The following is a 22,982-nucleotide window of genomic DNA, read 5'->3' on the forward strand; positions in this document are numbered from 1 at the left end:
GCTTAGCCTTTCCAATGAAGGACGGAGATCAACGTAAACAGCCGCCGCGACGTTTCGAAATCGACGCGCACCTTGCCGGCCAATCGTTCCTGCAGCGTCCGCGAGCCTTCGTCATGGATGCCGCGGCGGCCCATGTCGATGGCCTCGATCTTGTCGGGCGTGGCGGTACGGATCGCTTGATAGTAGCTGTCACAGATCATGAAGTAGTCCTTCACGATGCGGCGGAACGGCCCGAGCGACAAAAGGTGCGCGACGACAGGCGTGCCGTCCTCGCGGCGGATGTCGAACATCAGCCGGCTGCCGGTGATGCCGATATGCAGCGTAAACGGGCCGACATGCGCGCCTTCCGGCGCAAACAGATTCTGCTCGATCAGGTCATAGATCGCGATCGCGCGCTCATGCTCGATATCCGGCCCGGAACGGCCGATCGATTCCTCATCGAGCGTCACCGCCACGATGCGATTGTTGCTATCATCCTCTGGTGGAGGGGCGTTACTCATCGCAAATTGAGGCGCAGTCCGACTGAACGTGCGTGGGCATCGAGGCCTTCGGCCTTGCCCAGCGTCATCGCAGCCGGTCCCAGCGCCCGCAGCTGATCTGGCCCGCACTTCAGAATCGATGTTCGCTTCATGAAGTCAAGTACGCCAAGACCTGACGAGAACCGCGCCGAGCGCGCCGTCGGCAATACGTGGTTGGAGCCACCGACATAGTCGCCGATCGCTTCCGGCGTATGGCCGCCAAGGAAGATGGCGCCCGCGTTGCGAATCTTCAGGGAGAAAGCTTCGGCATCGGCCGTCATGATCTCCAGATGCTCGGCCGCGATGGCGTTGGCGAGCGGCACGGCCTCATCGAGCGTCTCGACCAGAATGACCGCGCCGAAATCCTCCCACGACGCACGCGCGATCTCGGCGCGCGGCAGTGTGGTGAGCTGGGCCTCGACGGCAAGGATAACATCGTCCGCAAGGCGCTCACTGTCGGTGATCAGGATCGACTGCGCATTGGCGTCGTGCTCGGCCTGCGCCAGCAGATCTGCGGCAATCCAGTCGGCATTGGCGCTATCGTCTGCAACGATCAGCACTTCGGAAGGTCCAGCAATCATGTCGATGCCGACCTTGCCGAACACCTGACGCTTGGCGGCGGCTACGTAGGCATTACCAGGGCCGACGATCTTGGCCACTGGCGCAATGGTCGCAGTGCCATAGGCCAAGGCGGCCACGGCCTGCGCGCCGCCGACGCGGTAGATTTCGGAAACGCCACCGAGCTTTGCGGCGGCCAGCACCAGCGGATTGAGCTTGCCGTCCGGCGATGGCACCACCATCACCACGCGCTCCACACCGGCGACCTTGGCCGGCACAGCATTCATCAAGACCGACGACGGGTAGGCAGCAGTCCCACCGGGCACATAAAGCCCAACGGCTTCGATGGCGCTCCAGCGCCAGCCGAGCTCGACACCCAGCGCATCGGTGAAGCGATCATCCTTGGGAAGCTGGCGCTTGTGGAACAGCTCGATGCGGTCGCGGGCGAATGTCAGGGCCTCGACGGTCTCGGCGTCGCAGGCGGCAACAGCGGCATCGACTTCGGCCGGGGTCACGCGCAGAGCCGAGGCCTGGAGGTCAAGCCGGTCGAACTTTCGGGTCGCCTCCAGCAGCGCTGCATCGCCACGACCGGCGACGTCATCGACGATCGCGCGGGTGGCGGCCTCGATGTCGGCCGCGACTTCGCGCTTCATGGTCAGGAAGGCATTGAAGCGCTGGGTGAAATCGGCGCTGGCGGTATCGATACGAATTGGCATTCTGGTGTTCCGGCGGGGCCTTGCCGGCCAAGGCCCCCTGCTCAATGGCGCGGCGGCAAAGGGCCGTCAACCCTGTGCTGCAATGGAAAAGATGAATGGCGGATCAGGCGTCCAGGCCGGAGGCCTCGGTGCCGGCCTCGGTTTCGCTGGTAAGGTCGTCAGGACCCAGGTCGGCCAGTTCGCATTCCAGACACTCGACGTCCAGCCGGAGCGCGCCCCCACCGGCAAAAATCAGGACGACGCTGCCGCCAGGAGGCTCGGCGGGATGGAATTCGATGCCGAGCAAATCCAGCGCGATGTCACGCGTGTCGAGATCGATATCCCGGGACTTGCAGGCCAGCACGCGATCGAAACGCAGCGCCGAAACCAGCCGGCGCGGCGTGACCTCCCCTGAAATCGTCTGATCCCAGTCGAGCCGGCTCATGCCAATCACGAGCCGCTTCTCGCCCTGCCGCCAGAGGATGTCGCCGACATTGACGGCGGCATCCTGCACATGCGCGGAAATCACCGCGAGGTCGTCGGCATCCAGTGCAATCAGCTTGCGTTGACCCGTCACGACGCCCCCTTTGAGAGAACCCTATCCGCTGATGCGCTCGATAGTGGCGCCGCAGGCGGACAGCTTTTCCTCGAGCCGCTCGAAGCCGCGATCGAGATGATAGATGCGGTTGACCATGGTCTCGCCTTCAGCGACGAGGCCAGCAATCACTAGCGACACCGAGGCGCGCAAGTCGGTCGCCATCACCGGCGCGCCACGCAGCTTGGCCGTACCGTCGATAGTCGCAGTCTCGCCGTCGAGGTGAATCCGCGCGCCGAAGCGCGCCAGCTCCTGCACGTGCATGAAGCGGTTTTCGAAGATCGTCTCGGTGATATTCGACGACCCCTTCGCCGTGGTCATCAGCGCCATTAACTGCGCCTGAAGGTCTGTCGGGAAACCCGGGAACGGTGCCGTCGACACGTTCACCGGCTTGATGCCGGCGCCATTGCGGGCGACGCGGATTCCGTCGTTGTTCGGCGTCACCGTTGCGCCTGCTTCGACCAGCACGTCGAGCGCTGCCTGCAGCAGTTCAGGCCGTGCGCCGGAGAGCTGCACATCGCCGCCGGTCATGGCGACCGCCATGGCATAGGTGCCGGTCTCGATGCGATCCGGCAGCACTGTGTGGCGCGTGCCATGTAGCTTGGCCACGCCCTCGACAGTGATCGTCGTGGTGCCTGCGCCGGTGATGCGTGCGCCCATCTTGTTCAGACAATCGGCGACGTCGACGATCTCCGGCTCGCAGGCTGCATTGGTGATAACGGTCGTGCCCTTCGCCAATGTCGCGGCCATCAGCGCCACATGGGTGCCCGACACGGTGACTTTGGCAAAGTCGATCTCGGCGCCCTTGAGGCCGCCCGGCGCCTTGGCGATGACATAGCCGCCATCGATGGTCAGCTCGGCGCCGAGCTTCTCCAGCGCCATAATGAGAAGATCCACCGGACGGGTGCCGATGGCGCAACCGCCTGGCAGCGAGACCTTGGCTTCATGCATGCGCGCCAGCAACGGCGCGATCACCCAGAAGGAGGCGCGCATCTTCGACACCAGTTCATAAGGCGCCGTGGTGTCGATGATATTGGCGGCGGAGATATGCAGGGTCTGGCCCTGATATTCATGATCGCCGGGACGCTTGCCGGCCGACATGATGTCCACACCGTGATTGCCGAGAATACGCTGCAGCTGCGCGACGTCGGCCAGACGCGGCACGTTGTCGAGAATCAGCGTCTCGTCGGTCAGCAGACCGGCGATCATCAATGGCAGTGCCGCGTTCTTGGCGCCCGAAATCGGGATCGTGCCATTGAGTTTGCTGCCGCCGACGATGCGAATGCGATCCATACCGATTCCCGCTGATTGCTGTGCCCCGACTATAGGGCGGATGGCCTCTTTAAAGCAAAAGCGTTGAAATTTGCGGTTTTTCGATGAGGCCCACAGCAAAACCCTAATAGGGCCGAATCGGCCCGTTTATGCTCCGACCAGGTTGATATCCAGCGTCTCCAGAATGGGCTTCGGATAGCCGTTGCGAACCACCCGGAGCATGGCGCGGCCGACATTTTCGGACGTGGTGACATATTTGGGGGCGATCCGGTTCAGCAGCGCCCAGAGCGGGGCCGTAGCCGTGTAGATGGCCTGAATCCATGCCGTCTTCGAGCGCACGCCATGCAACGGCTGGATGCCGCCGGGGCGAAACATATAGGCCGCCTTGAACGGCAGCTTGAGCAGGTCGTTCTCGGTTTTGCCCTTGACCCGCGCCCACATCACGCTGCCCTGCTCGCTACTGTCAGTGCTCTGGCCGGTGACATAAACGAAGGTCATCGCCGGATTGAGCCGCACCAGCGTATTCGCCACCGCGAGGGTGATGTCATAGGTGATCCGGCGATAGTCCGGCTCACTCATGCCCAGCGAAGAGACCCCGAGGCAAAACAGGCAGGCGTCATAGCCCGTTAGGTCGGACGCGATGGCCGACAGATCGAAAAAATCGGTATGCGCGATCTCGCGCAGTTTGGCATCGCGTTGCCCGGTAGGGCTGCGGCCTATCACAAGGACCGCCTCGACGTCGGGATCGAGCAGGCACTCGCGCAGCGCGCCTTGCCCGACCATACCGGTCGCACCGAACAGAATGACTTTCATGAGACTTCCTTTGGATGACTGACAATCGATCACGCGACGCAATCAGGCAGCGATCGCGACCTGATCGAACGACGCGCCAGTCAGCGCAGCAGAGACCTCCCACAGCCGCGCGCCGACGGCAGCATCCTGAGCTCGCGGCATGATCTTCGCGGAAGCCGGCGGCCCCTTCATTTCGTAGACGCCGTTCGGACCGTAATAGCCAGCCGGCTTCGCACCGGGTGAGGTAGCCGCAAACAGTGTGGGCAATGCGCCGGCAGCCGCCGATTGACTGAGCGGACGCAGTAGCTGGCTCGCCATTCCCATCCAGCCGCCACCCCCAGGCCCATTCGGAATGAGATCGGTCCGCGCATAACCGGGATGCGCGGCATTGCTCATCAGGCCCCAGCCCGCCGCATCGCTGCGCCGCTGCAGTTCGATGGCGAAGATCAGCATCGCCAGCTTCGACTGCTGATAGGCCTTCCAGGGCTTGTAGAACGTCGCGCCCTGAAGATCGTCGAAATCGATCAGACCGGAACGGTGCGCCATACTGCTGAGATTGACCACACGCGGCGCCTTGTTGCGGCGAAGTACCGGGAGCAGACGCGCCGTGAGCGCGTAGTGACCGAGATAGTTGGTACCGAACTGCATCTCGAAGCCGTCGGCAGTGGTCTGACGCGTCGGCAGCGCCATCACGCCGGCATTGTTAATCAGGAGATCGAGCGACGTATACATCGCATCGAAACGGCGCGCGAAAGCGGCGACAGAGTCCAGACTGGCGAGATCGAGGTGCTCATAGCTGATGATCGCATCGGGATGTCGCTCGCAGATGCGCTCGATCGCAGCGCTCCCCTTGGCGTCGTTACGGCCGGTCAGCACCACTTCGGCGCCGGCCCCTGCAAGCGCCATTGCCGTCTCGAAGCCGAGGCCGCCTGTCGCCCCTGTCACCACGGCCAGTTTGCCGGTCATGGGCGGAATATGGTCGATGCTCCAGTCCGTCATGCTTATATCTCCCCAGGATCGAGAATCGTTGCGCGGCGCGGCCGCCGGACATAAATGTGCACTCGGTGCAAACTTGCAATAGGTGCAGGTCGAGGATTGTTGTGACCCCCAGGATGCCGGCTAAGCCGATGAAAACAGACGCGGAATCGATTGCGGCACCTGCTGCGCCACCGACCGGCCTGCGCGAACGGAAGCGCCAGCAGACGCGAGAGCGGCTGACCAAGGTCGCGATGGAGCTGTTTCTCAAGCGCGGTTTCGAGGAAACGACGCTGGACGACATTGCGGCCGCCGCAGAGATCTCGCGCCGTAGCTTCTTCCATTATTTCGCGTCGAAGGAAGACCTCGTTCTCGCGTGGCAGGATGCCAGCACGGATTTCCTTGTGGCCGCGATCGCCGCACGGCCCGCGGACGAGCCGATGCTGCTGGCAGCGGAAAATGCCTTGCTCTCGATGGCACAGCAGCTCGAGAGCTCCGAGGCAATCGCCATTGCGCGATTGAAGCACGGCAATCCGGCGCTGCGCGCGCGCGACCACGGGAAATACGAGAAGATGGAGCGTGCCATTGCCGCCGCGCTCGGCAACCGCGCCAAAGACAAATCGGGGCAATTACAGGCGCGCCTGGTCGCCATGATCACAACGGGCGCGATGCGGATCGGTGGCGAAATCTGGCTGGCGCAGGGCGCAGGCGAAAGACCCGAGGCGCTTGTGAAGCGTACGTTCAGCGAGATACGGGCGATCCTCGGAGAATCGCCCGCCCGGAAAGGCAAAGCCTAGCGACTATCGGCGGAAGATCGCCGCCTGCGATCAGGCGAAGCCGCCCGACAATGGGCGAAACTTCTTGATCGCGAGGAAGGTCGTGACGACGAAGAACATCAGCACAATGCCCTGAACGATCGCAAAAGGCGGCTCACTCGGCGGCACGCTCGGTGCCAGCGCATGAAGCGGCGGAATCTTCAGGAAGCTCTGGATCACCAGCACGAACACATTGAGATAAAGCGAGATCATCGCAGTCAGCACGTAAATCCAGCGCCAGGGGCCCGCCAGTTTCTGACCGTACAGCGCCAGACAGGCGACCGCCAACAGCACCAGCGAAATGATGCCGATGACATGCGACGGCAGCAGTTTTTCGACCGGGAAGAAGAAGCCGGTTACGCTGGTCAGGATCGTCGTCAGCAGAAACAGACCGGTCCAGCCGGGCATCGGCTTTGACTTCAGCAACCCGACCATAGCGACAAGGCCCGTGACGATGCCGATCAGGCTAACCACCACGTGAAGCAACGTGAACGTTGCCAAGCTCATTCCTAGGACCATGATGCACCCCTGCTTTAGAACTTTTCAAAAACTAGCGTGCACTGCGGAAACTTGCCAATGGTTTTTGGCTGATACTCATCATATAGATTTGCGCGCAGGGCGCCGTTTTGTTCAAGACATTCGCGTTCGATCAATGGAGCCGCGCAATCTACTTGTTGAGAAACTCGACCAGCTTGGGGATGACCTGATCGGGGGCTTCTTCCATCAGCCAGTGGCCTGAGCCTTTGACGATAACGCCGTCCACATTGCTGGCGACGAGGCGCCCTTGCTCGATCAGGAAGGACCCACCGGCCTTCTCACCGGAGAGAACCAGCATCGGCATCGTCAATTTCGTCTTGGCGAGTTCGGCGAAGTCGGCAGCGTCCTTTTCGAATGCTCGGAAGACCTCGAATCCGGCCGCCATGTGGCCCGGTTTGGCATAGGCCTTGGCATAAAAGACGCGATCGTTCTCCGGCACTGACTTCTTGGGATCGGCCGCGAAGTCGTTCCAGAAATGTTCGAGATAGATCCGTTCACGGCCAGTCACGAGCGCCAGCGGCGTCTTGCCGTAGAAATGGAAATGCCAGAGATCGCGCAGCAGCCAGACATGGGTCCAGTCCCCAACGCCGGGCAGGAACGCATCCATCAGCGCGATGCGATCGACTTCGCTCGGATATTGCGCAGCATAGGCATAGGCGACCATCAGGCCGATATCGTGCCCGACAATTTTCACCTTGGGATATTTCAGGCCGACCACCAGCGCATGGATATCGCGCGCCATCGCCGCCTTGGTGTAGCCATCAGCCGGCGCATCGGAATCGCCGAAGCCACGCAGATCTGGTGCGATCACCGTATGACTGGCCGCAAGTTTCGCGATCAGCGGGCGCCACATATGGCTGGTCTCGGCATAGCCATGCAGCAGCACGATCGGATCGCCCTTGCCCGCAATGAGATAATGCAGCTTGACGCCGTTGATGGTGGCGAAGCGGCTTTGCGGAGCTTGCGCTGATGCGGATACGGGAAGAAACGACGACGCCAGGACGGCCAGCAGCATGCCGAGCAGAGCCCGACGTCCGATCGTGAAAATGTACATGATATCCCCGCTGAAACGTCGCCCGAGTCGGGCGATCGCCTCAGTAGTAGCGCGGAATCGGCCCGTTGTGCGGAGTCTTTCGATCCGACAAATCGAACATGACTTCGTCGACATAGCACCACCCCCAACCTTCGGGCGGATCGTAGCCTTCGATAATCGGATGCTTCGTCGCGTGGAAATGCTTGGTCGCATGCTTATTCGGGGAATCGTCGCAGCAACCGACATGGCCGCAGGTCCGGCAGATCCGCAAATGCACCCACATACTGCCCGTCTTCAGGCATTCCTCGCAACCGAGTGCGCTGGGCGTCACATCGCGAATGCCGGAAATATGTGTGCAGCCTTTGGGCATGATGATCTCCCGTTGTGAGCTCAAAGGGTCGGTGTGGCCGTATCGCCGAGAAAACCATGCAGCGCCGCCACCACCTGGGCGCCCTCGCCGATCGCGCCGCCGACACGCTTTACCGACCCCGAGCGCACATCACCGACCGCAAAGACGCCCGACACCGACGTCTCCAGCGCTTGCACGCTGCGGCCATTGGTGGGAATGCCGGTGATGATGAAGCCATGACGATCGAGGGTGACGCCGCAATCCGCCAGCCATTCGGTGGCGGGATCTGCGCCAACGAACAGGAACAGATTACGGATATCCGCGCAGGACTCCTCGCCGGACAGCCGGCTGCGGGTACAGATCCGTTCGAGCCCCGCCTCCTGCGTCCCCTCCAGCGCCACGACTTCGGTATTGAAGACCAGCTCGATATTCGGTGTCGCCTCGATGCGCTCGATCAGATAGCGCGACATGCTGGCACCGAGGCCGCCGCCGCGGATCACCATATGCACCTTGTTGGCCTGGCTCGCGAGAAACACCGCCGCCTGACCCGCCGAATTGCCACCGCCGACCAGGTAGATTTCCTGCTCCCTGCAGAGCCGAGCCTCTATCGGAGATGCCCAGTACCAGACGCCGCGACCTTCGAAATCGGCGAGCCGCTCGATATCCGGCCGGCGATAGCGTGCGCCCGATGCCACCACGATGGCCTTGGCGCGCATGACGTCGCCATCGTCCAACTCCAGCGCGAACAATCCGTCCTTGCGTGAACAGTCCAGCGACTTCACAGCCGCCGGGATCATGATATCGGCGCCGAATTTCTGTGCCTGATTGAAAGCCCGTGCCGTCAGCGCCATGCCGGAGATGCCGGTCGGGAAACCGAGATAGTTCTCGATCCGCGCGCTGGCACCGGCCTGTCCTCCGAATGACTTGGCATCGCACACCGCGATCGAGAGGCCTTCCGATGCGCCATACACCGCGGTGGACAGTCCCGCAGGTCCGCTGCCGACGATGGCGACGTCATAGGTCTTGCCCTTGGCAATATGGCTGATCATGCCCATCGCGCGGGCGAGTTCGGAGAATGACGGATTGCGCAGCACCGTGCCGTCGGCCACCACCACCAGCGGCAGATCCTCCGGCGACGGCGTATAGCGCGCGATCAGATCGGCAGCGTCCTTGTCCGTTGCGGGATCGAGCAGATGATGCGGATAGCCGTTGCGGCTGAGAAAGCCCTGCAGGCGGATGACATCGCTGGAATTGGCCGCGCCGATGAAAGCCGGACCGCCAGCGCTGCCCTGCAGGAGGTTCACCCGACGCAGAATCAGCGCACGCATGATGCGCTCGCCCAGATCTGCTTCCGCGATCAGCAGCGCGCGCAGCCGCTCCGGCGGAATCAGCAGTGTTTCGATGTCGCCTTCAGCATGACCGTCAACCAGCGCGACACGGCCCGACAGTTGCGCGATCTCGGCGACGAACTGTCCGGTGCACTGATCGGCCACCGGCGTGATGCGACCGAAACCATCGCGCTGGGTAATCGCCACATGTCCGGACAACACCACGAACATGCCGGGACCGGGCTTGCCGGTCTCGAACAGGCAATCGCCATCCTTGTAGTGCCGGATCTCACCGAAGCGGCGCATCCGCTCGATCTCCGCCGCCGTCAGCACGGGAAAAGTCTGATCGTGACGCGGCAGTGCCGCCCGCGGCGCGTAGACCGGCAGTTCGGCGCTGGAGGGGGCCTGGGATTCTGATGACATTTAAACTCGCATGCTCACGCGGCGGACAGGTGCCATCAATCCCGATCGGGATCAGCGGGTCTTGAACAGAAGTCCTGTATCTTATCGGCATCCGATGACGCTTCGACTGCGATGGCATCACCCGCCTGACTGGCACGCCCGCGCATTTGCACCTTTCGGCGCTTGAGATTTTCGCGCAGCGCCTGGCGCAGCCTGTCCTGACGGGCAGTTGCACTTTCCTTGGCGGGTTTGCTCGGCGTATCGGTCATGGGCTGTTATGGTCGATCGCATGGCGTGCAGAGATGCGCCAGATTGGATCCTGTACCCTATACATAACCACCTTCATCGGATCAGGCGAGATATCGACTTCGTGAGGATGATTCAGCCGGCAACGGCCCTGCAGGCAGTTGGTCAGGCCATGGGGAACCGGATCGGCCCGCAACTGGCGAAGCTCAAAACGGCTGCAACCGCAACAGGCTGACCACAGCCCATTATAATGATGCATTCGAAGTGTCACCCGCGCTTGCGCCGCCCGTGACCTTGTGGCAAGGATCGCCCCGCTTGGTAGGCGCCCTTGAGGCTGATTCCTGCACCCAGCATGCTGCCGTAGCTCAGTGGTAGAGCACTCCATTGGTAATGGAGAGGTCGACAGTTCAATCCTGTCTGGCAGCACCAGCCTTTTTTGGCCAAATCCCCTTGTAATTGCTCATCAATTCAAGCCTCGAGGGCGACTTTCGCAACGTCGCCGCCGCGCTCGCGTCTGCTGCCAGACGGCAGAACAAACCGCGAATATACGGCCAGCGTAACCCGGATGTGGGATGCGTCCCGTAGCGGCAAACCAGCGGGTGACCACGATGAGTGAAAAATCCGCCTCCACCCATGCGGCTCTAGCAACGGAACCCGGGTGCCAGCCGGGACTAGCTGTCACTTTTTACCGCCTACGGCATAACGACGAAGATGGGGCCCCTCAACCGGGCCGTGCTTCGAGCTTCCATTCCGCATGCGAGATGTGAGGCCGGTGCGACTGTGACCTCGACCGCTCTGCTTCAGCGCGAAACGCAAGGAAGCGAAACGCGTAGCAGCCACGATCTATCCAGCCGCGGCATTTCAATGAGACAGGGAATGCGCCGCCGAAGATGTATCGCCCCTGCCTTGCTTCACCAAAGCATTCACGAGGGGTAACTCGGTCGTCGACTTGATCTGCTCCATCGTGAACATCGACGACACATCATGCAGATCAATCTTGGCGATCAGCCGCTGATAAAGATCGTCATAGGCCCGGATATCCGAGACCACAGCCCGGATCAGATAATCCACGTCCCCGCTCAGGCGATAGAAATCGACCACCTCGGGGAAGCCGACGACGATTTTCCGGAAACGTTGAACCCACTCCGCATTATGCTGGTTCGTTCGCACGGCGATGAAAACGCTGACACCCAAATTCAGTTTGTCTGCATCGAGAAGTGCAACGCGTCGCTTGATGTAGCCAGAGCTTTCGAGCTTCTGGATGCGACGCCAACACGGCGTGGAGCTCAGGCCAACGCGATCAGCCAGGTCCTGCATTGAAAGGCTGCTGTCTACCTGGAGTGCCGCGAGAATTTTGCGGTCGAGCTCGTCGAGCATAGTGGCCTCCGATGAAAGGTGTACGCAGAATATTTCTGCCGTTCATTGCCATCGTGGCGCAATGCTATTGCGAGATTTGAAAGTTCGCGAGCATAAACAATTGTCACCGCTGCGCATTCGAGCGGCAGGCTGGCGTCAAAAGCGACGCCCCCGCTAACGCAACGCGATGAACTCGCCGCCGCGTGTCGTGATATTAGTTCGTTGATTGAACGCGTGGCCTCTTACAATCGCTGGCCACCACTGGCATCGATCTGCTGGCCAGTGACCCATCCCGCTTCGTCCGACGCGAGAAAGGCGACGACCCTTGCGATATCGTCGGGTTGCCCGACCCGGCCGAGCGCGATTGTCTCAGCCACTGCGCGGCTAGCCACCGGATCGCGCGCGACGATGTTCATGTCGGTCGCGGTCGCACCAGGCATCACGGAATTCACCGTGATCTGCCGGCCGCCGAGATGAACGGCCAGCAACCGACTCAGCGCTTCCAGACCAGCTTTGGCCGGCGCGTAAGCGGCCATGGTCGGATAGGCCGAACGCGTTCCCATCGACGATATATTGATGATACGACCGCCATTGCGCAGATGCGGCATCAACGCCTTGATCAGAAAGAACGGAGATTTCAGATTGGTCTGCAGCAGAAGGTCGAAGTCGTCCTCGGAAATATCCTCGATAACAGCACGTTTTCCGACGCCCGCATTGTTGACGAGAATGTCGAATGCAGGACTGCCATAACGCTCGGTCAGTTCGGCACCAAGATCCGCGGCCAAGGCAGCTGCGCCACCGCGTTCCGAGAGATCAGCCTTGATGGCAAAGGCATTGCCGCCAGCGGCGGTGATGGCCGCCAACGTCGCATTCGCGGCATCAAACGACGCGTTGTAATGAACCGCAACGGTTGCGCCGTCCTTCGCCAGGCGAAGTGCGATCGCCTGTCCAATCCCCCGACTTGCGCCAGTGACCAGCGCAATCTTTCCCTTGAGCCCGCTCATGCGGACCAGCCGTGACTGGCTTCCAGGCTGCGCGCCCGATCGATCAGCGCCTTGCGATCGATCTTGTTGGTGCCCGCCCAGGGCAGTTCGTGGACAAACTCAACCCGCCGCGGGTGCTGGTATGCTGGACCGTTGGCGATAGCAAACTGACGAATGTCGTCGAAACTCGGCGTGGGCTGCTGGCGCATGACGATAAAGGCGACCGGCACCTGACTACGCTCTTCATCGGGCAACGGCACCACCGCGGCCTGCTGGACCTGTGGGTGACGTTCCAGCAGCTTCTCGACTTCGCCCGGATAGATGTTCTCGCCGGAGCAGACGAACATGTCATCGGCACGGCCGACAAAGAAATAGAAGCCGTTGGCATCGCGGCGCATCACATCGCCGCTATAGTACCAGCCGTCGGTCAGCACCTTGGCGGTCTGTTGCGGCAGATTGTGATAATGATCCAGCACCGCGGGATTGCGCATCAACAGCACGCCTTCATTCTCGGTACCGTTGACGAGCCGGACGTCTTCCAGACGGATCGGATACCCCAACCCCAATGGCGGCGTCGGAATCTTGTCGGGATGCGGACCGAATACAGCCGGCCCTGCTTCCGTGGTACCATAGCCCATTGTCATCACGACGTTGGGCAGCGCCTGCGTGATCCTGTCCCACAGACCCATGGTCATGGGCGCCGATCCAAGCATCAGGCGACGAACCGAGGTGATATCATTTTTCGCCAGCAATTCCGTTTCCTTGACGACACGGGCCCACATGGTGGGAACGGCCGTGGCGGCGGTCACTTTGTACTTGGCAATGGCCTCAATATAGCTGCGGGTCTCGAACGACGGCAGCACCACCACAGACGCATTCTGAGCGAAGATCGTCTTGATGGCGAACAGGCCATTCATGTGAAACAGGGGCTGCGCGATGATATAGCGATCATCCTGGTTAAGAGCGCCGCTGGTCCGTGTCGAGATCGCCCAGAGTTGGCCGTAATGCGATAGCGGTACGCCTTTGGGCCGGCCGGTGGAGCCGGACGTATAGAGCATCTGCCCGACCTCCTCCCGCGTGGTTTCGACCGCTGTGAACGAGGCGGGTTTGATCGTCGCGAAAAAGCCCTCAGGGCCGTTGTCGTCGAAATTGATGACCGGAATGCCGTCGCGCACCATCGGCCGGTTGGTATTGTCGACGAAGGCCAGCGCGATCTTCGCGTCATCCATCACAAAATCGACCGTGTCGCGCGCAGCCTTGATATTGACCGGAACAGCGATGCATCCCGCGCGCATGATGCCGAAATAGCACATGATGTATTCGGCCCGGTTAAACGACAGAATCGCGACATGTGTGCCGCGCTTGTAACCGTTATCGACCAGATACCTGGCAACCCCATTTGCCATCTCGTCGATCTGACGGTGCGTATAGTGCCTGGGATGCGCGGGATCGATCAGATCGATGACCGCCTCCCGATCGAGGTCACCGCTGCGATCGATCAGGTCGCCGAGATTATTCCACCGCATTGGCAATGCTCCACTTCTGAGAACTCAATTGGCCACTCGTGCGACACGCGGCAGCGCCCCGGGTTGTTCGAGCAGATCGTAGTGACAAGCCACCCTGCGGCCACCCGAGATATCGCGCAGCATCGGTCGCTCTTCGCGGCAAAGCGCCTGTGCATAGGGGCAGCGCGTGCTGAAGCTACAGCCCGGCGGCGGATTGAGCGGACTTGGCAACTCACCCTGCAGCACGCTGCGGGCATGGCTCCGCGCGGCACGCGGATCGGCGATCGGCGCGGCGGCGAGCAAGGCCTCCGTATAAGGATGCGCAGGCCTATCCCAGACGTCCTCGCTGCGCCCTGTTTCGACGATACGACCGAGATACATCACGATCAGCCGGTCCGAAATATGTTCGACGACCGAAAGGTCGTGCGAGATGAACAGATACGACACGCCCGTCGCCTGCTGCAGGTCCTCAAGCAGATTGATGACCTGCGCGCGCACCGAAACGTCCAGCGCCGAGACCGGCTCATCACAGATGATAACCTTCGGTTTAAGCGCAAGCGCTCGGGCAATACCGAGACGCTGACGCTGGCCACCAGAGAACTCGTGCGGGTAGCGCCGCACCGCGTCGGCCGGCAGACCCACCTGCCCCAACAATTCAATGACACGATCCTTGATGTCGCGGCGCGACCAACCGGCCACGCTGAGCGGCTGACCTACGATGGTGCCAACGTCGTGGCGCGGATTGAGAGACCCATAGGGGTCCTGGAAGATCATCTGCATCGATTTCCGCGAGGCCTTCAACGCACCTGCCTGCATCCGCGTGACATCGTCACCATCGAGGAAAACGCGTCCATCGGACGTCGGCACCAGGCGCATGATCGCCTTGCCGAGCGTGGACTTGCCGCAACCGGATTCCCCGACCAGACCCACGGTCTCGCCGGGCTCCAGGTCGAAACTCACGTCGTCGACCGCCCGCACAACGCCCTGTGCGCTCTGATATTGGACGCAGAGACTAAGCACCGATAGCAGCGGCATCGCGCGATAACTCCTTCTCGGCAGCAAAACAGGCGGCGGAACGGTGCGGCAACAACGGCGCCAACTGCGGTCGCTCGGCGCGGCAGCGGTCGAATACATCGGGACAGCGGTTCTGGAAGGCGCAGCCTTTCGGCAGATCGGACAGAGCCGGCACGTTGCCGGTGATTTCGACCAGGCGGCTGCCACGACGGCGCTGCGCCGCTGGCGTCGCGCCGAGCAGTCCGCGCGTGTAGCGATGCAGCGGCCGCTCGAACAGCGCTTCAACTGGCGCATCCTCGACCTTGCGACCGGCATACATCACAGCCACCCGGTCAGCGATCTCGGCAACGACACCGAGGTCATGGGTGATGATGATGAGCCCCATGTCGGAACTGGACTGCAACTCCTTCATCAGCTCGATGATCTGCGCCTGAATGGTAACGTCGAGCGCTGTAGTCGGCTCATCGGCGATCAGGAGTTTCGGCCCGCAGGCAATCGCCATGGCGATCATGACGCGCTGGCTCATGCCGCCGGACATCTGGTGGGGATAGTCGTTGAGGCGGCGTTCGGCATCGGGAATACGGACGCGGCGCAGTAGCTCGATGGCACGGTTATGGGCTTCGGCGCGCGATACATCAGTATGCCGCCGGATTGCCTCGACGAGCTGATCCCCCACCGTGACAACAGGATTAAGTGAAGTCATCGGATCCTGGAAGATCATCGAGATGTCCTTGCCGCGAATGCGCTGCATCTCGCGCTCGGACAGGGACGCAAGATCACGACCCATGAAACGCACCTGACCGCTGACGATCTTGGCTGGTGGCCACGGCAAGAGCCGCATGATGGCCAGTGCGGTCAGCGACTTGCCGCAGCCGGACTCGCCGACGATCGCCAGGGTCTCGCCGGCCGACACCGTCAGCGACAGCTTATCCACGGCAGGCAGGACGCCGCGCCGCGTGAACAGCGAGACCGAGAGATCCTGAAGCGACAAAATCGGCATCTGATCCGCAACGACTGGATTGGCCATGTCAGCGATCCCGAAGCTTGGGGTTGAGCGCATCGTTCAGCCCGTCGCCCACCAGATTGAGCGCAAGCACTGTCAACATGATTGCCAACCCAGGCACTGCGCAGATGTACCAGGAGGTGCGAATGAGGGTGCGACCGTCACCAATCAATTGGCCCCAGCTCGTGACGTTGGGATCGCCAAGACCGAGAAACGCCACTGCCGACTCGAACAACACGGCACCGGCGATCACCAGCGACGACAGCACGATGACCGGCGGCAATGCATTCGGCAGGATCTCCCCGAACATGATGCGCAGACTGCCCATGCCCATCGAGCGACACGCTTGCACGAATTCACGATCGCGCAGCGACATGAATTCGGCGCGCGTCATGCGCGCGATTGGTGTCCAGGTCACCACACCCACAGCGATGGTGACATATTCGATCTTCTGCCCGAGGATCGAAACGATGGTCAGCACAAAGATCAGGTTCGGGATGGTCTGGAACAATTCAGTCAGACGCATCAGCAGCTCGTCAACCCACCCGCCGACATAGGCTGCAGTGGCGCCAACGGTGATGCCGATGATTGTGGCGGTCAGGCTGGCGCAAAGACCGATCAGGAGCGTGGTGCGGGCGCCGTGGGCAATCATCGCTGCAATGTCGCGGCCCAGAGAATCAGTGCCGAGCGGATAACGCGACGACATGAAGGGCCAGATCTCCGGCCGCCCGACAATACGAAGCGGGTTACGCGGGAACCACCATGGCGTGGCAATAGCAACACCGACGACGACCAGAACGAGAAACAGACCGACGAGCGCCGCGCGGTTGCGGGCGAAACGCCGGGCAAAGTCGAAGAACAATATCATCATGGCCTACCTCGCCTTGATCCGGGGATCGAGCCGCAAGTACAGCAGATCGACGCTGGCGTTGCAGACGGCGACCAGTAGTGAACCGAGGACGAGCACGCCAAGCACCATCGGAAAATTGCGACTCATCACACTGTCGAACAGCAGGCTGCCGATGCCAGGCCAGCTAAAGACGGCTTCGATGACGACGCTGCCGCCAAGCATGGTGCCAAGCTGCAATCCGAGCAGCGTGACGATCGGCAACATCGCGTTGCGCATCACATGCGCCAGCACCACGCGGCCGCCCGACAAGCCCTTGGCACGCGCCGTTCGCACGAAATCCAGCCGGGCCACCTCCAACATTGAGGCTCGCATCACGCGCGCGAAGGTCGCGGCATAGAACAGCCCGAGTGCCGTTGCGGGAAGGACGAGGTGATGCATGACGTCCAGCACGGCGCCGAGGGCACTTTCGTCGACACCAATAGTGCGCATGCCGCCGACCGGAAACCAGCCGAGTTTCACCGCGAACATCACCGTCATCATGATGCCGAGCCAGAAGCTCGGCGCGGCAAAAAAGAACACCGCGCCGAGCGAGATCAAATTGTCCCAGATCGTATTGACCTTGATCGATGCCAGTACACCGGCTGTCACGCCGACGAGCAGCGCGATCCCGATCGCCGCCAGCATCAGGATCAGTGTCGCCGGCAACTGCTGCATGATGACGTCGAACACTGGTGCGTTCTGCCGGTAGGAGTAACCGAGATCAAGCCGCATCACCGACCAGATATATTTGGCAAGCTGCACTGACACCGGCTGATCAACGCCGTAGGTGTGTCGTAGCTGATCCAGCATCTTCGGGTCGGTGATCTGCTGTTCGGACGTCATGACGTCGAACAGACTCCCCGGCGCAAGATGGATCAGCACGAAGTTCATCACGATGACCGCAAAGATCAACGGGATGATCTGCGCCAGTCTGCGGATGATGATGCGACGCATGTTCGCCTCCGGCCTCAGCGATCCAGCCAGACCTCGGCCCAGCTTTCGCCCATGAAGTCCGCCGTCAACGAATGATCGCGAACATCTGAACGAGCGATCGTCACGGGTTCAAGGTCGACCATCGGCAGGACGGGCGCGTCGCTCGCCGCGAGTTTGTCGAACTCATGCACCAGAGACACGCGCTTCTTCTCATCGGTTTCGATCGCCATCTTGCTGACGGTCTCGTCCATCTTCGGATTGGAATAGCCGGTGGCGTTGCGGAAGGCGGCCCCCTTCACGATGCCGTCGGTGGTGTAGTATTGCGTTGTCTGCGGGATCGGCTCGATACTGGCTGAATTGTTCGACACCGCGACGTCGTAGTCATAATCGGTGTAGATGCGTTTCAGCGAAGTCGCACGATCGGGGATCGCCAGATCGACGGTGATGTCGACATCCTCGAAGGCCTGCTTCAGATACTGACCGATCTTGACGTTTTCCTCGAACCATCCGGCCGACACCAGGCTCATCTTGAAGCGCGAACCGGATTTCACCGGATAGCCGGCTGCATCGAGCAATGCCGCGGCCTTTTTGATGTCGAACGGATAATCCTGGACGTCCTTGGTGAAGAAGATCGAATTCGAGAAGTGGAGCGCGCCAAGCGAGGGACGTGCGCGACCGAAGAAAACCGTATCCGCGATGAAGCTGCGGTCGATCGCATGAAGCAAGGCCTGACGCACCTCGCGCTTCTTGAAGATCTCGCGACGCTGATTGAACTCGACACTCGTGATCCAGGCCGAGTTCGAATAACCCTTGGTCTCGGCCACGAACTTCTTGGTGGCGGTCAGACGCGCGATGTCCGGCGCAGGGATCGGATTGAAGGTACCGATATCGAGTTGGCCGGCCTCGAACGCGGCCGACCGCGACGCCGGATCTCGCCACCAGCGGATCACCAGCTTGTCGAGATAGGGCTTGCCGGCATTCCAATAGCTGTCATTGCGGACATATTCGACATGGCTGCCGCGCACCCATTCCTTGACCTTGAAAGGACCGGTGCCGATCGGCGTGTTGTTGATCGGGTTGGTAATGATGTTCGACCCGTCATAGATGTGCTTGGGAATGACGAGGCCGGCCTTGCCAGCCAGCACCGACTTCAGGAAGAACTCCGGCACCGGCACCTTGAATTTCAGCACCACGGTCAGCGGATCCACGGCCTCCGCGGTCAGCAGCGCATCGAGCGTGACGCCCGCGGAGATCGGCTTCCAGTATTGGATCGCATTGAAGACCAGGTCGTCCGCGGTCAGCGGCTTGCCATCATGCCAGGTGACATTCGGACGTAGCTTGATCGTGTAGCTGCGGAAATCCTCTGCCGGTTCGATTCCGAGAGCCAGCACCGGTTCGAATTTGAGATCAGCCGTCAGGCGGATCAGCCGCTCGAACACTTTGGTCGACGTGAAATACGGACTGGAGCCGCCGCCCGCTGGAACGAACAGCGATTGCGGCTCAAATCCACCCCATGTCCCGATCAGCGTGCCACCGCGCTTCGGCGTGGTCGTTGCAGCACTGGAAGAGCCGGCGAAGCCGGACGCGAAAACGGCGCCGGCTGTCGTCATCAGAAAATCACGTCTGCTAAAACCGCTCATTGTTCTTCCTTTGTTGCAAACAGGAGCCTGCCCCGTCGCCCGCTCCTGCTATTATTCTTTCTTAAAGCGTCGAATAGGTGCCGCGGCCGATGGCGAGCAGCGCCCCCTTCTCGTCAAATACATCGACGTCGGCGACGCCGACGCTCTTGCCGGCTCGGCGCACCCGCGACACCGCGACCAGGGCGGTATCGACAGCCGGCTTCAGGTAGTCGACCCGGAAGTTCACGGTCGGAAGGCCGCGCCCGACCATCATGCCGACAGCAAAGTCACCGACGGTGTCGATAACCGACGCAATGACGCCGCCATGCCATTGCTTGGAGCCTGGCCTGCGCTCGAATTCCGGCTTCATCGGCGAGCGCATCGTCACTTCCTGGGTTTCCGGATCGGCCTTGATGACTTCGAGGCCGAGAAACAGGTTGAACGGCGAAACATCCAGCATCTGCTGGATCTCGGCAGCCGTCAGCGTCTTAACGTCGGGCTTGCTCATGGCGTCACCACGACTTTGCCGAACACCGCGCGATCCTCGATAACGCGCACCGCTTCCTTCGCTTCTTCCAGCGGATAGGTCTTGTCGATCAGCACCTGCAGCTTCTTGGCTGCGACGAGATCGAACAGCTTGGTGATGTCGTCACGTTCCCAGCCGTTGGAGCCCTTGATCTCCAGTTCGAAGGTCCAGATAAAGCGAAGATCTTCAGTGGGCGAGTAGCCGGCAGTCGCACCGCAAGTCAGAATGCGGCCTCCGAGCTTCAGGCAACGCAGCGATTTCACCCAGGTATCGCCGCCGGTGAAGTTGACGACTACATCGACACCGCCACCTTCAACAAAGCGCCGGCGATGTGGCTTGCCGTGACGCTCATAGATCGTCCTCATGAAGTCGGACTGGGTGTAGAGGATGATTTCATCCGCCCCGAGTTCGGTTAGGCGCTTGCCCTTCTCCTCGTTGCCGGCACAGGCGATCACATAGGCGCCCGCCAGCTTGGCGAGCTGGACACAGCACACGCCGACGCCGCCGCTGGCGCCAAGAATCAGGACTTTCTCGCCGGCCTTGATCTGTCCGATGGTGTTCATCATGCGAATTGCGGTGCCATAGGCGACCGGCAGAGCTGCAGCCTGCTCGAAGCTGACGCCTTCCGGAATTTTGACGAGCTGATGCGCCTTGGCGCGGCAGAATTCGGCGAGGCCGCCGTCCTGGGTCTCACCCATCAGACCGCCTTCGACGCGGTTGACCGGATCGATCAACACGCGGTCGCCAATGTTCCAGCCGGTGACGCCAGCGCCAAGTTCGGTGATCTCACCGACCACATCGAGCCCAATGATGACAGGCAGCGGCACCTTGATGCCGGGCATACCACGGCGGGTGAAAACATCGTGATAGTTGATCGACGATGCCCGCACGCGGATGACAACGTCGCCCTCGCCGGCCTTCGGCGTCGGATAATCCGCCGTGAATTGCAGCTTATCGTTATCGCCGTGTTCGTGAAGGACAACTGCTCGCATGATCTATCTCGCTCCGTTGGTTCAGGCTGCGGCAGAGAGGGACCAGCTTGCCAGCCCCTCTACCGCCTGTTGAGTGATGGAAATGGCTTGTTCTGTGGTCTCTTCACGCCAGTGCGACGACACCGGGACGAAACAATCATGCAGGTCTGCGCGCAGCATGCGAACGCGCTCACTGTCTTTCTCGGCCTTGAACTTCAGCCAGAGATCGAGCTGCAGGGCGCGACGAACCTTGGTACCGCGCGTGCCGAATTCGATCACAGCACCGACCATCGGCCGCGCGCCGAGAAATCTGGTCATGCCGTGAAACACAAGGCCCTGATAATTGGGCCGCGCAAAGTTGTTGGGCTTTTGACCGACGATCCGATCTTCGCCCCACCAGCGCACGGCTTCCGCATGAAGCGCGCCACCTTCAGTGTTGAAGCACAGGAAGAAGGACTCGCCGAAATCACCAATGCCTGTATGCCAATCGATGAATCCGACCCGCTCGGCCGCACCGAGATGATCGGCAACGATGCCCTCCAGAGTCAGATTGGACCACTCGCGCCCGGCGCCGCCGTAATTGGAACCGTTCGGATAATCGTACTGCCCGCGCGCCAGCGTGTCGAACAGGCCGTCGTCGCCATGCGCGTCCTTGAAGGCTTCCACGGCGTCGGCGTAGATCTGCAGGGCTGCCGGCGTCCAGTCCTCCGGAAGGAGATGCGGATATAGCTTCGCATAACCCGGATTGGCAGGGCGGGGAGCAGCGAAATCGATGAAGTTGCGATTGAGATCGACATTATTCTCCGTAGTCCGCGTACCCCAAGCAAAACCGTAGGGGTTGATCGCGTGGACGAAAAGAACCGACACGCCGCGCGGAAGGGCGCGCGCAAAATCGCTCTGCATCCAACCGATCTGCGCCGCCGAACCGCTGAGGCCTTCGAGGCCGTGAGTGCCGCTGAGGATCACCAGTTGCGAAGCTGCGCGCGGATCGCCAAGCCGCGCCACGTCGATGCATAGATCCTGGCCGTTCGGGCCCTTCAGCGCCGGATGGGTGTAGGTGGCCAACGCGGCGCCGATGTCATCCGCAGTGCTGCGGAACTTCGCGCGCGCGCCGTCATAGTCGATTGCGAAGCTTCTGGTAAAATCGTTGGGCAGTATCGCCATCACGCCGTGAACCCCAGAGCGACATTGGCGGCGTCGGCATGCGACACGATGATGCCGCCGACATAGGGCTTGAAGGAAATGCCGGCCGCATCCAATACGGCGCGCGGCGTATCGAGCGACGCCACCTTGAACACCAGAGCGACCATACGGTCTGTGCCGTCCTCGCTGACCAACGCCGCACCGGCATAGCAATCCGCGACGGCTGCAGGATCGAGCACAAGAATCGTCGCGCCACCAGCACTGAACGAAAATCCGCCAGCTATCGGCGTTAACAGCGGCGCACCAAACATGCGCTCATACAGCGCTGCAGTTCGCGCCGGCTGCTGCGAGGCGATGACAAATTCGACAATTTCAGTGGCACCATTGGCATGTGCCTGCCATTCGGGACGCCACACCAGTTCCGGCGTATCGTGATGGCAGAAGAAAGTACGCCCATTCTGCACTTCCTCGCCCGCCACGCGGATGACCTTGAAACGCGCATCTTGGGCGCCGCCCGGCAATTCGACCGGCCGCGCAAAGCTCATTGGCTCCAGGACGGGAACCGCATTGTCTTTCAGCGTCGCATAAACCAGATCGGCATCGACAGATTTGAAAACGAGCCCGCTCAATCCCGGCGGATGCGCCCAGAGATCGGCACGCATCGTCTCCCGCCCCGGCAGGTAGCCGAGCAATTCGAGATAGTTCGTACCAAAGATTGCAAGGTTGTTACTGGAGCCGAGCGTATGGTGACCGCGCTCCGTCAGCTGAAAGCCGAGGCGAGCATATTGTGCAGCAGCCTCATCGAGCTGGCCCATCACGTTGATGACGACGTGATCGAGGACAGGCGATATCTTACGCTGGACAGCACGCGTATCACTCATACAGAAACCTCATTCCGTCCCAAATTCGTGAATTCAGCAAGATT

The 22,982-nt window shown here is 61.2% G+C and carries 24 protein-coding genes and 1 tRNA gene; 2 read left to right on the top strand and 23 right to left on the bottom strand.

Annotated features, from left to right (window positions below; translation table 11 throughout):
• Positions 1 to 2 precede the first annotated feature (2 nt).
• The 6 genes from AB8A27_RS19310 to AB8A27_RS19335 all read right to left on the bottom strand — a co-directional run bounded on the left by AB8A27_RS19310 (position 3) and on the right by AB8A27_RS19335 (position 5,429).
• Positions 3 to 500, bottom strand: coding sequence for a UPF0262 family protein (locus AB8A27_RS19310; protein WP_089266102.1), 498 nt, complete (start codon positions 498 to 500; stop codon positions 3 to 5).
• Positions 497 to 1,792 (bottom strand): histidinol dehydrogenase, encoded by a 1,296-nt coding sequence (gene hisD, locus AB8A27_RS19315; RefSeq protein WP_441243305.1) that lies wholly within the window; start codon positions 1,790 to 1,792, stop codon positions 497 to 499. Before hisD ends, AB8A27_RS19310 begins: the two co-directional genes overlap by 4 nt.
• A gap of 103 nt (positions 1,793 to 1,895) precedes the next feature.
• Entirely contained in the window at positions 1,896 to 2,348 is a 453-nt protein-coding gene (locus tag AB8A27_RS19320; protein WP_441243306.1) for a DUF2948 family protein, read from the bottom strand.
• Positions 2,349 to 2,369: 21 nt separating this feature from the next.
• A complete protein-coding gene (gene murA, locus AB8A27_RS19325) occupies positions 2,370 to 3,659 on the bottom strand; it encodes a UDP-N-acetylglucosamine 1-carboxyvinyltransferase (protein WP_441243307.1) in 1,290 nt (429 codons plus the stop codon).
• A 126-nt stretch (positions 3,660 to 3,785) separates the two neighbouring features.
• Positions 3,786 to 4,451, bottom strand: coding sequence for an epimerase (locus AB8A27_RS19330; RefSeq protein ID WP_441243308.1), 666 nt, complete (start codon positions 4,449 to 4,451; stop codon positions 3,786 to 3,788).
• 42 nt (positions 4,452 to 4,493) lie between these two features.
• Complete coding sequence (locus AB8A27_RS19335; protein ID WP_441243309.1) at positions 4,494 to 5,429, bottom strand: SDR family oxidoreductase; 936 nt, start codon at positions 5,427 to 5,429, stop codon at positions 4,494 to 4,496.
• Positions 5,430 to 5,485: 56 nt separating this feature from the next.
• On the opposite strand from AB8A27_RS19335, the gene AB8A27_RS19340 reads away from it, so the two are divergent.
• Positions 5,486 to 6,202, top strand: a complete 717-nt coding sequence (locus tag AB8A27_RS19340) for a TetR/AcrR family transcriptional regulator (protein WP_441243310.1) — start codon at positions 5,486 to 5,488, stop codon at positions 6,200 to 6,202.
• A gap of 30 nt (positions 6,203 to 6,232) precedes the next feature.
• Here the strand turns inward: AB8A27_RS19340 and AB8A27_RS19345 are convergent, their stop codons facing one another.
• The 5 genes from AB8A27_RS19345 to AB8A27_RS19365 all read right to left on the bottom strand — a co-directional run bounded on the left by AB8A27_RS19345 (position 6,233) and on the right by AB8A27_RS19365 (position 10,138).
• On the bottom strand, positions 6,233 to 6,739 hold the full coding sequence (locus AB8A27_RS19345; protein ID WP_441243311.1) for a hypothetical protein: 507 nt from the start codon (positions 6,737 to 6,739) through the stop codon (positions 6,233 to 6,235).
• 148 nt (positions 6,740 to 6,887) lie between these two features.
• Entirely contained in the window at positions 6,888 to 7,811 is a 924-nt protein-coding gene (locus tag AB8A27_RS19350; protein ID WP_441243312.1) for an alpha/beta fold hydrolase, read from the bottom strand.
• A gap of 40 nt (positions 7,812 to 7,851) precedes the next feature.
• On the bottom strand, positions 7,852 to 8,160 hold the full coding sequence (locus AB8A27_RS19355; RefSeq protein WP_092145281.1) for a UBP-type zinc finger domain-containing protein: 309 nt from the start codon (positions 8,158 to 8,160) through the stop codon (positions 7,852 to 7,854).
• A 20-nt stretch (positions 8,161 to 8,180) separates the two neighbouring features.
• On the bottom strand, positions 8,181 to 9,890 hold the full coding sequence (locus AB8A27_RS19360; RefSeq protein WP_441243313.1) for an FAD-dependent oxidoreductase: 1,710 nt from the start codon (positions 9,888 to 9,890) through the stop codon (positions 8,181 to 8,183).
• 35 nt (positions 9,891 to 9,925) lie between these two features.
• Positions 9,926 to 10,138 (bottom strand): hypothetical protein, encoded by a 213-nt coding sequence (locus tag AB8A27_RS19365; protein ID WP_441243314.1) that lies wholly within the window; start codon positions 10,136 to 10,138, stop codon positions 9,926 to 9,928.
• Between the two features lie 331 nt (positions 10,139 to 10,469).
• On the opposite strand from AB8A27_RS19365, the gene AB8A27_RS19370 reads away from it, so the two are divergent.
• Positions 10,470 to 10,544 (top strand) — tRNA-Thr (locus AB8A27_RS19370).
• Positions 10,545 to 10,976: 432 nt separating this feature from the next.
• Here AB8A27_RS19370 and AB8A27_RS19375 read toward each other — a convergent pair.
• The 12 genes from AB8A27_RS19375 to AB8A27_RS19430 form a co-directional block, all read right to left on the bottom strand.
• A complete protein-coding gene (locus AB8A27_RS19375; protein ID WP_441243315.1) occupies positions 10,977 to 11,492 on the bottom strand; it encodes an Lrp/AsnC family transcriptional regulator in 516 nt (171 codons plus the stop codon).
• 221 nt (positions 11,493 to 11,713) lie between these two features.
• Positions 11,714 to 12,475 (bottom strand): SDR family NAD(P)-dependent oxidoreductase, encoded by a 762-nt coding sequence (locus AB8A27_RS19380; RefSeq protein WP_441243316.1) that lies wholly within the window; start codon positions 12,473 to 12,475, stop codon positions 11,714 to 11,716.
• The gene (locus AB8A27_RS19385) at positions 12,472 to 13,980 is read right to left on the bottom strand and encodes a class I adenylate-forming enzyme family protein (protein ID WP_441243317.1); all 1,509 of its coding nucleotides are present in this window, start codon (positions 13,978 to 13,980) and stop codon (positions 12,472 to 12,474) included. Before AB8A27_RS19385 ends, AB8A27_RS19380 begins: the two co-directional genes overlap by 4 nt.
• 24 nt (positions 13,981 to 14,004) lie before the next feature.
• A complete protein-coding gene (locus tag AB8A27_RS19390) occupies positions 14,005 to 14,994 on the bottom strand; it encodes an ABC transporter ATP-binding protein (RefSeq protein WP_441243318.1) in 990 nt (329 codons plus the stop codon).
• Entirely contained in the window at positions 14,972 to 16,000 is a 1,029-nt protein-coding gene (locus tag AB8A27_RS19395; RefSeq protein WP_441243319.1) for an ABC transporter ATP-binding protein, read from the bottom strand. The genes AB8A27_RS19390 and AB8A27_RS19395 overlap by 23 nt, the downstream gene beginning before the upstream one ends.
• 1 nt (position 16,001) lies before the next feature.
• The gene (locus AB8A27_RS19400) at positions 16,002 to 16,847 is read right to left on the bottom strand and encodes an ABC transporter permease (protein WP_441243320.1); all 846 of its coding nucleotides are present in this window, start codon (positions 16,845 to 16,847) and stop codon (positions 16,002 to 16,004) included.
• Positions 16,848 to 16,850: 3 nt separating this feature from the next.
• Positions 16,851 to 17,819, bottom strand: a complete 969-nt coding sequence (locus tag AB8A27_RS19405) for an ABC transporter permease (protein ID WP_441243321.1) — start codon at positions 17,817 to 17,819, stop codon at positions 16,851 to 16,853.
• A 14-nt stretch (positions 17,820 to 17,833) separates the two neighbouring features.
• On the bottom strand, positions 17,834 to 19,408 hold the full coding sequence (locus AB8A27_RS19410) for an ABC transporter substrate-binding protein (protein ID WP_441243322.1): 1,575 nt from the start codon (positions 19,406 to 19,408) through the stop codon (positions 17,834 to 17,836).
• Positions 19,409 to 19,499: 91 nt separating this feature from the next.
• Entirely contained in the window at positions 19,500 to 19,925 is a 426-nt protein-coding gene (locus AB8A27_RS19415) for a PaaI family thioesterase (RefSeq protein ID WP_115030436.1), read from the bottom strand.
• On the bottom strand, positions 19,922 to 20,935 hold the full coding sequence (locus AB8A27_RS19420; RefSeq protein WP_441243323.1) for a quinone oxidoreductase family protein: 1,014 nt from the start codon (positions 20,933 to 20,935) through the stop codon (positions 19,922 to 19,924). The genes AB8A27_RS19415 and AB8A27_RS19420 overlap by 4 nt, the downstream gene beginning before the upstream one ends.
• 21 nt (positions 20,936 to 20,956) lie before the next feature.
• Positions 20,957 to 22,078: a M14 family metallopeptidase gene (locus tag AB8A27_RS19425; protein ID WP_441243324.1), complete on the bottom strand. Its 1,122-nt coding sequence runs from the start codon at positions 22,076 to 22,078 to the stop codon at positions 20,957 to 20,959.
• Positions 22,078 to 22,938 (bottom strand): VOC family protein, encoded by an 861-nt coding sequence (locus AB8A27_RS19430; protein WP_441243325.1) that lies wholly within the window; start codon positions 22,936 to 22,938, stop codon positions 22,078 to 22,080. The genes AB8A27_RS19425 and AB8A27_RS19430 overlap by 1 nt, the downstream gene beginning before the upstream one ends.
• Between the last annotated feature and the right edge of the window lie 44 nt (positions 22,939 to 22,982).

Origin of the sequence: Tardiphaga sp. 768_D3_N2_1 (assembly GCF_052076105.1) — a bacterium.
Taxonomy (GTDB): Bacteria; Pseudomonadota; Alphaproteobacteria; order Rhizobiales; family Xanthobacteraceae; genus Tardiphaga.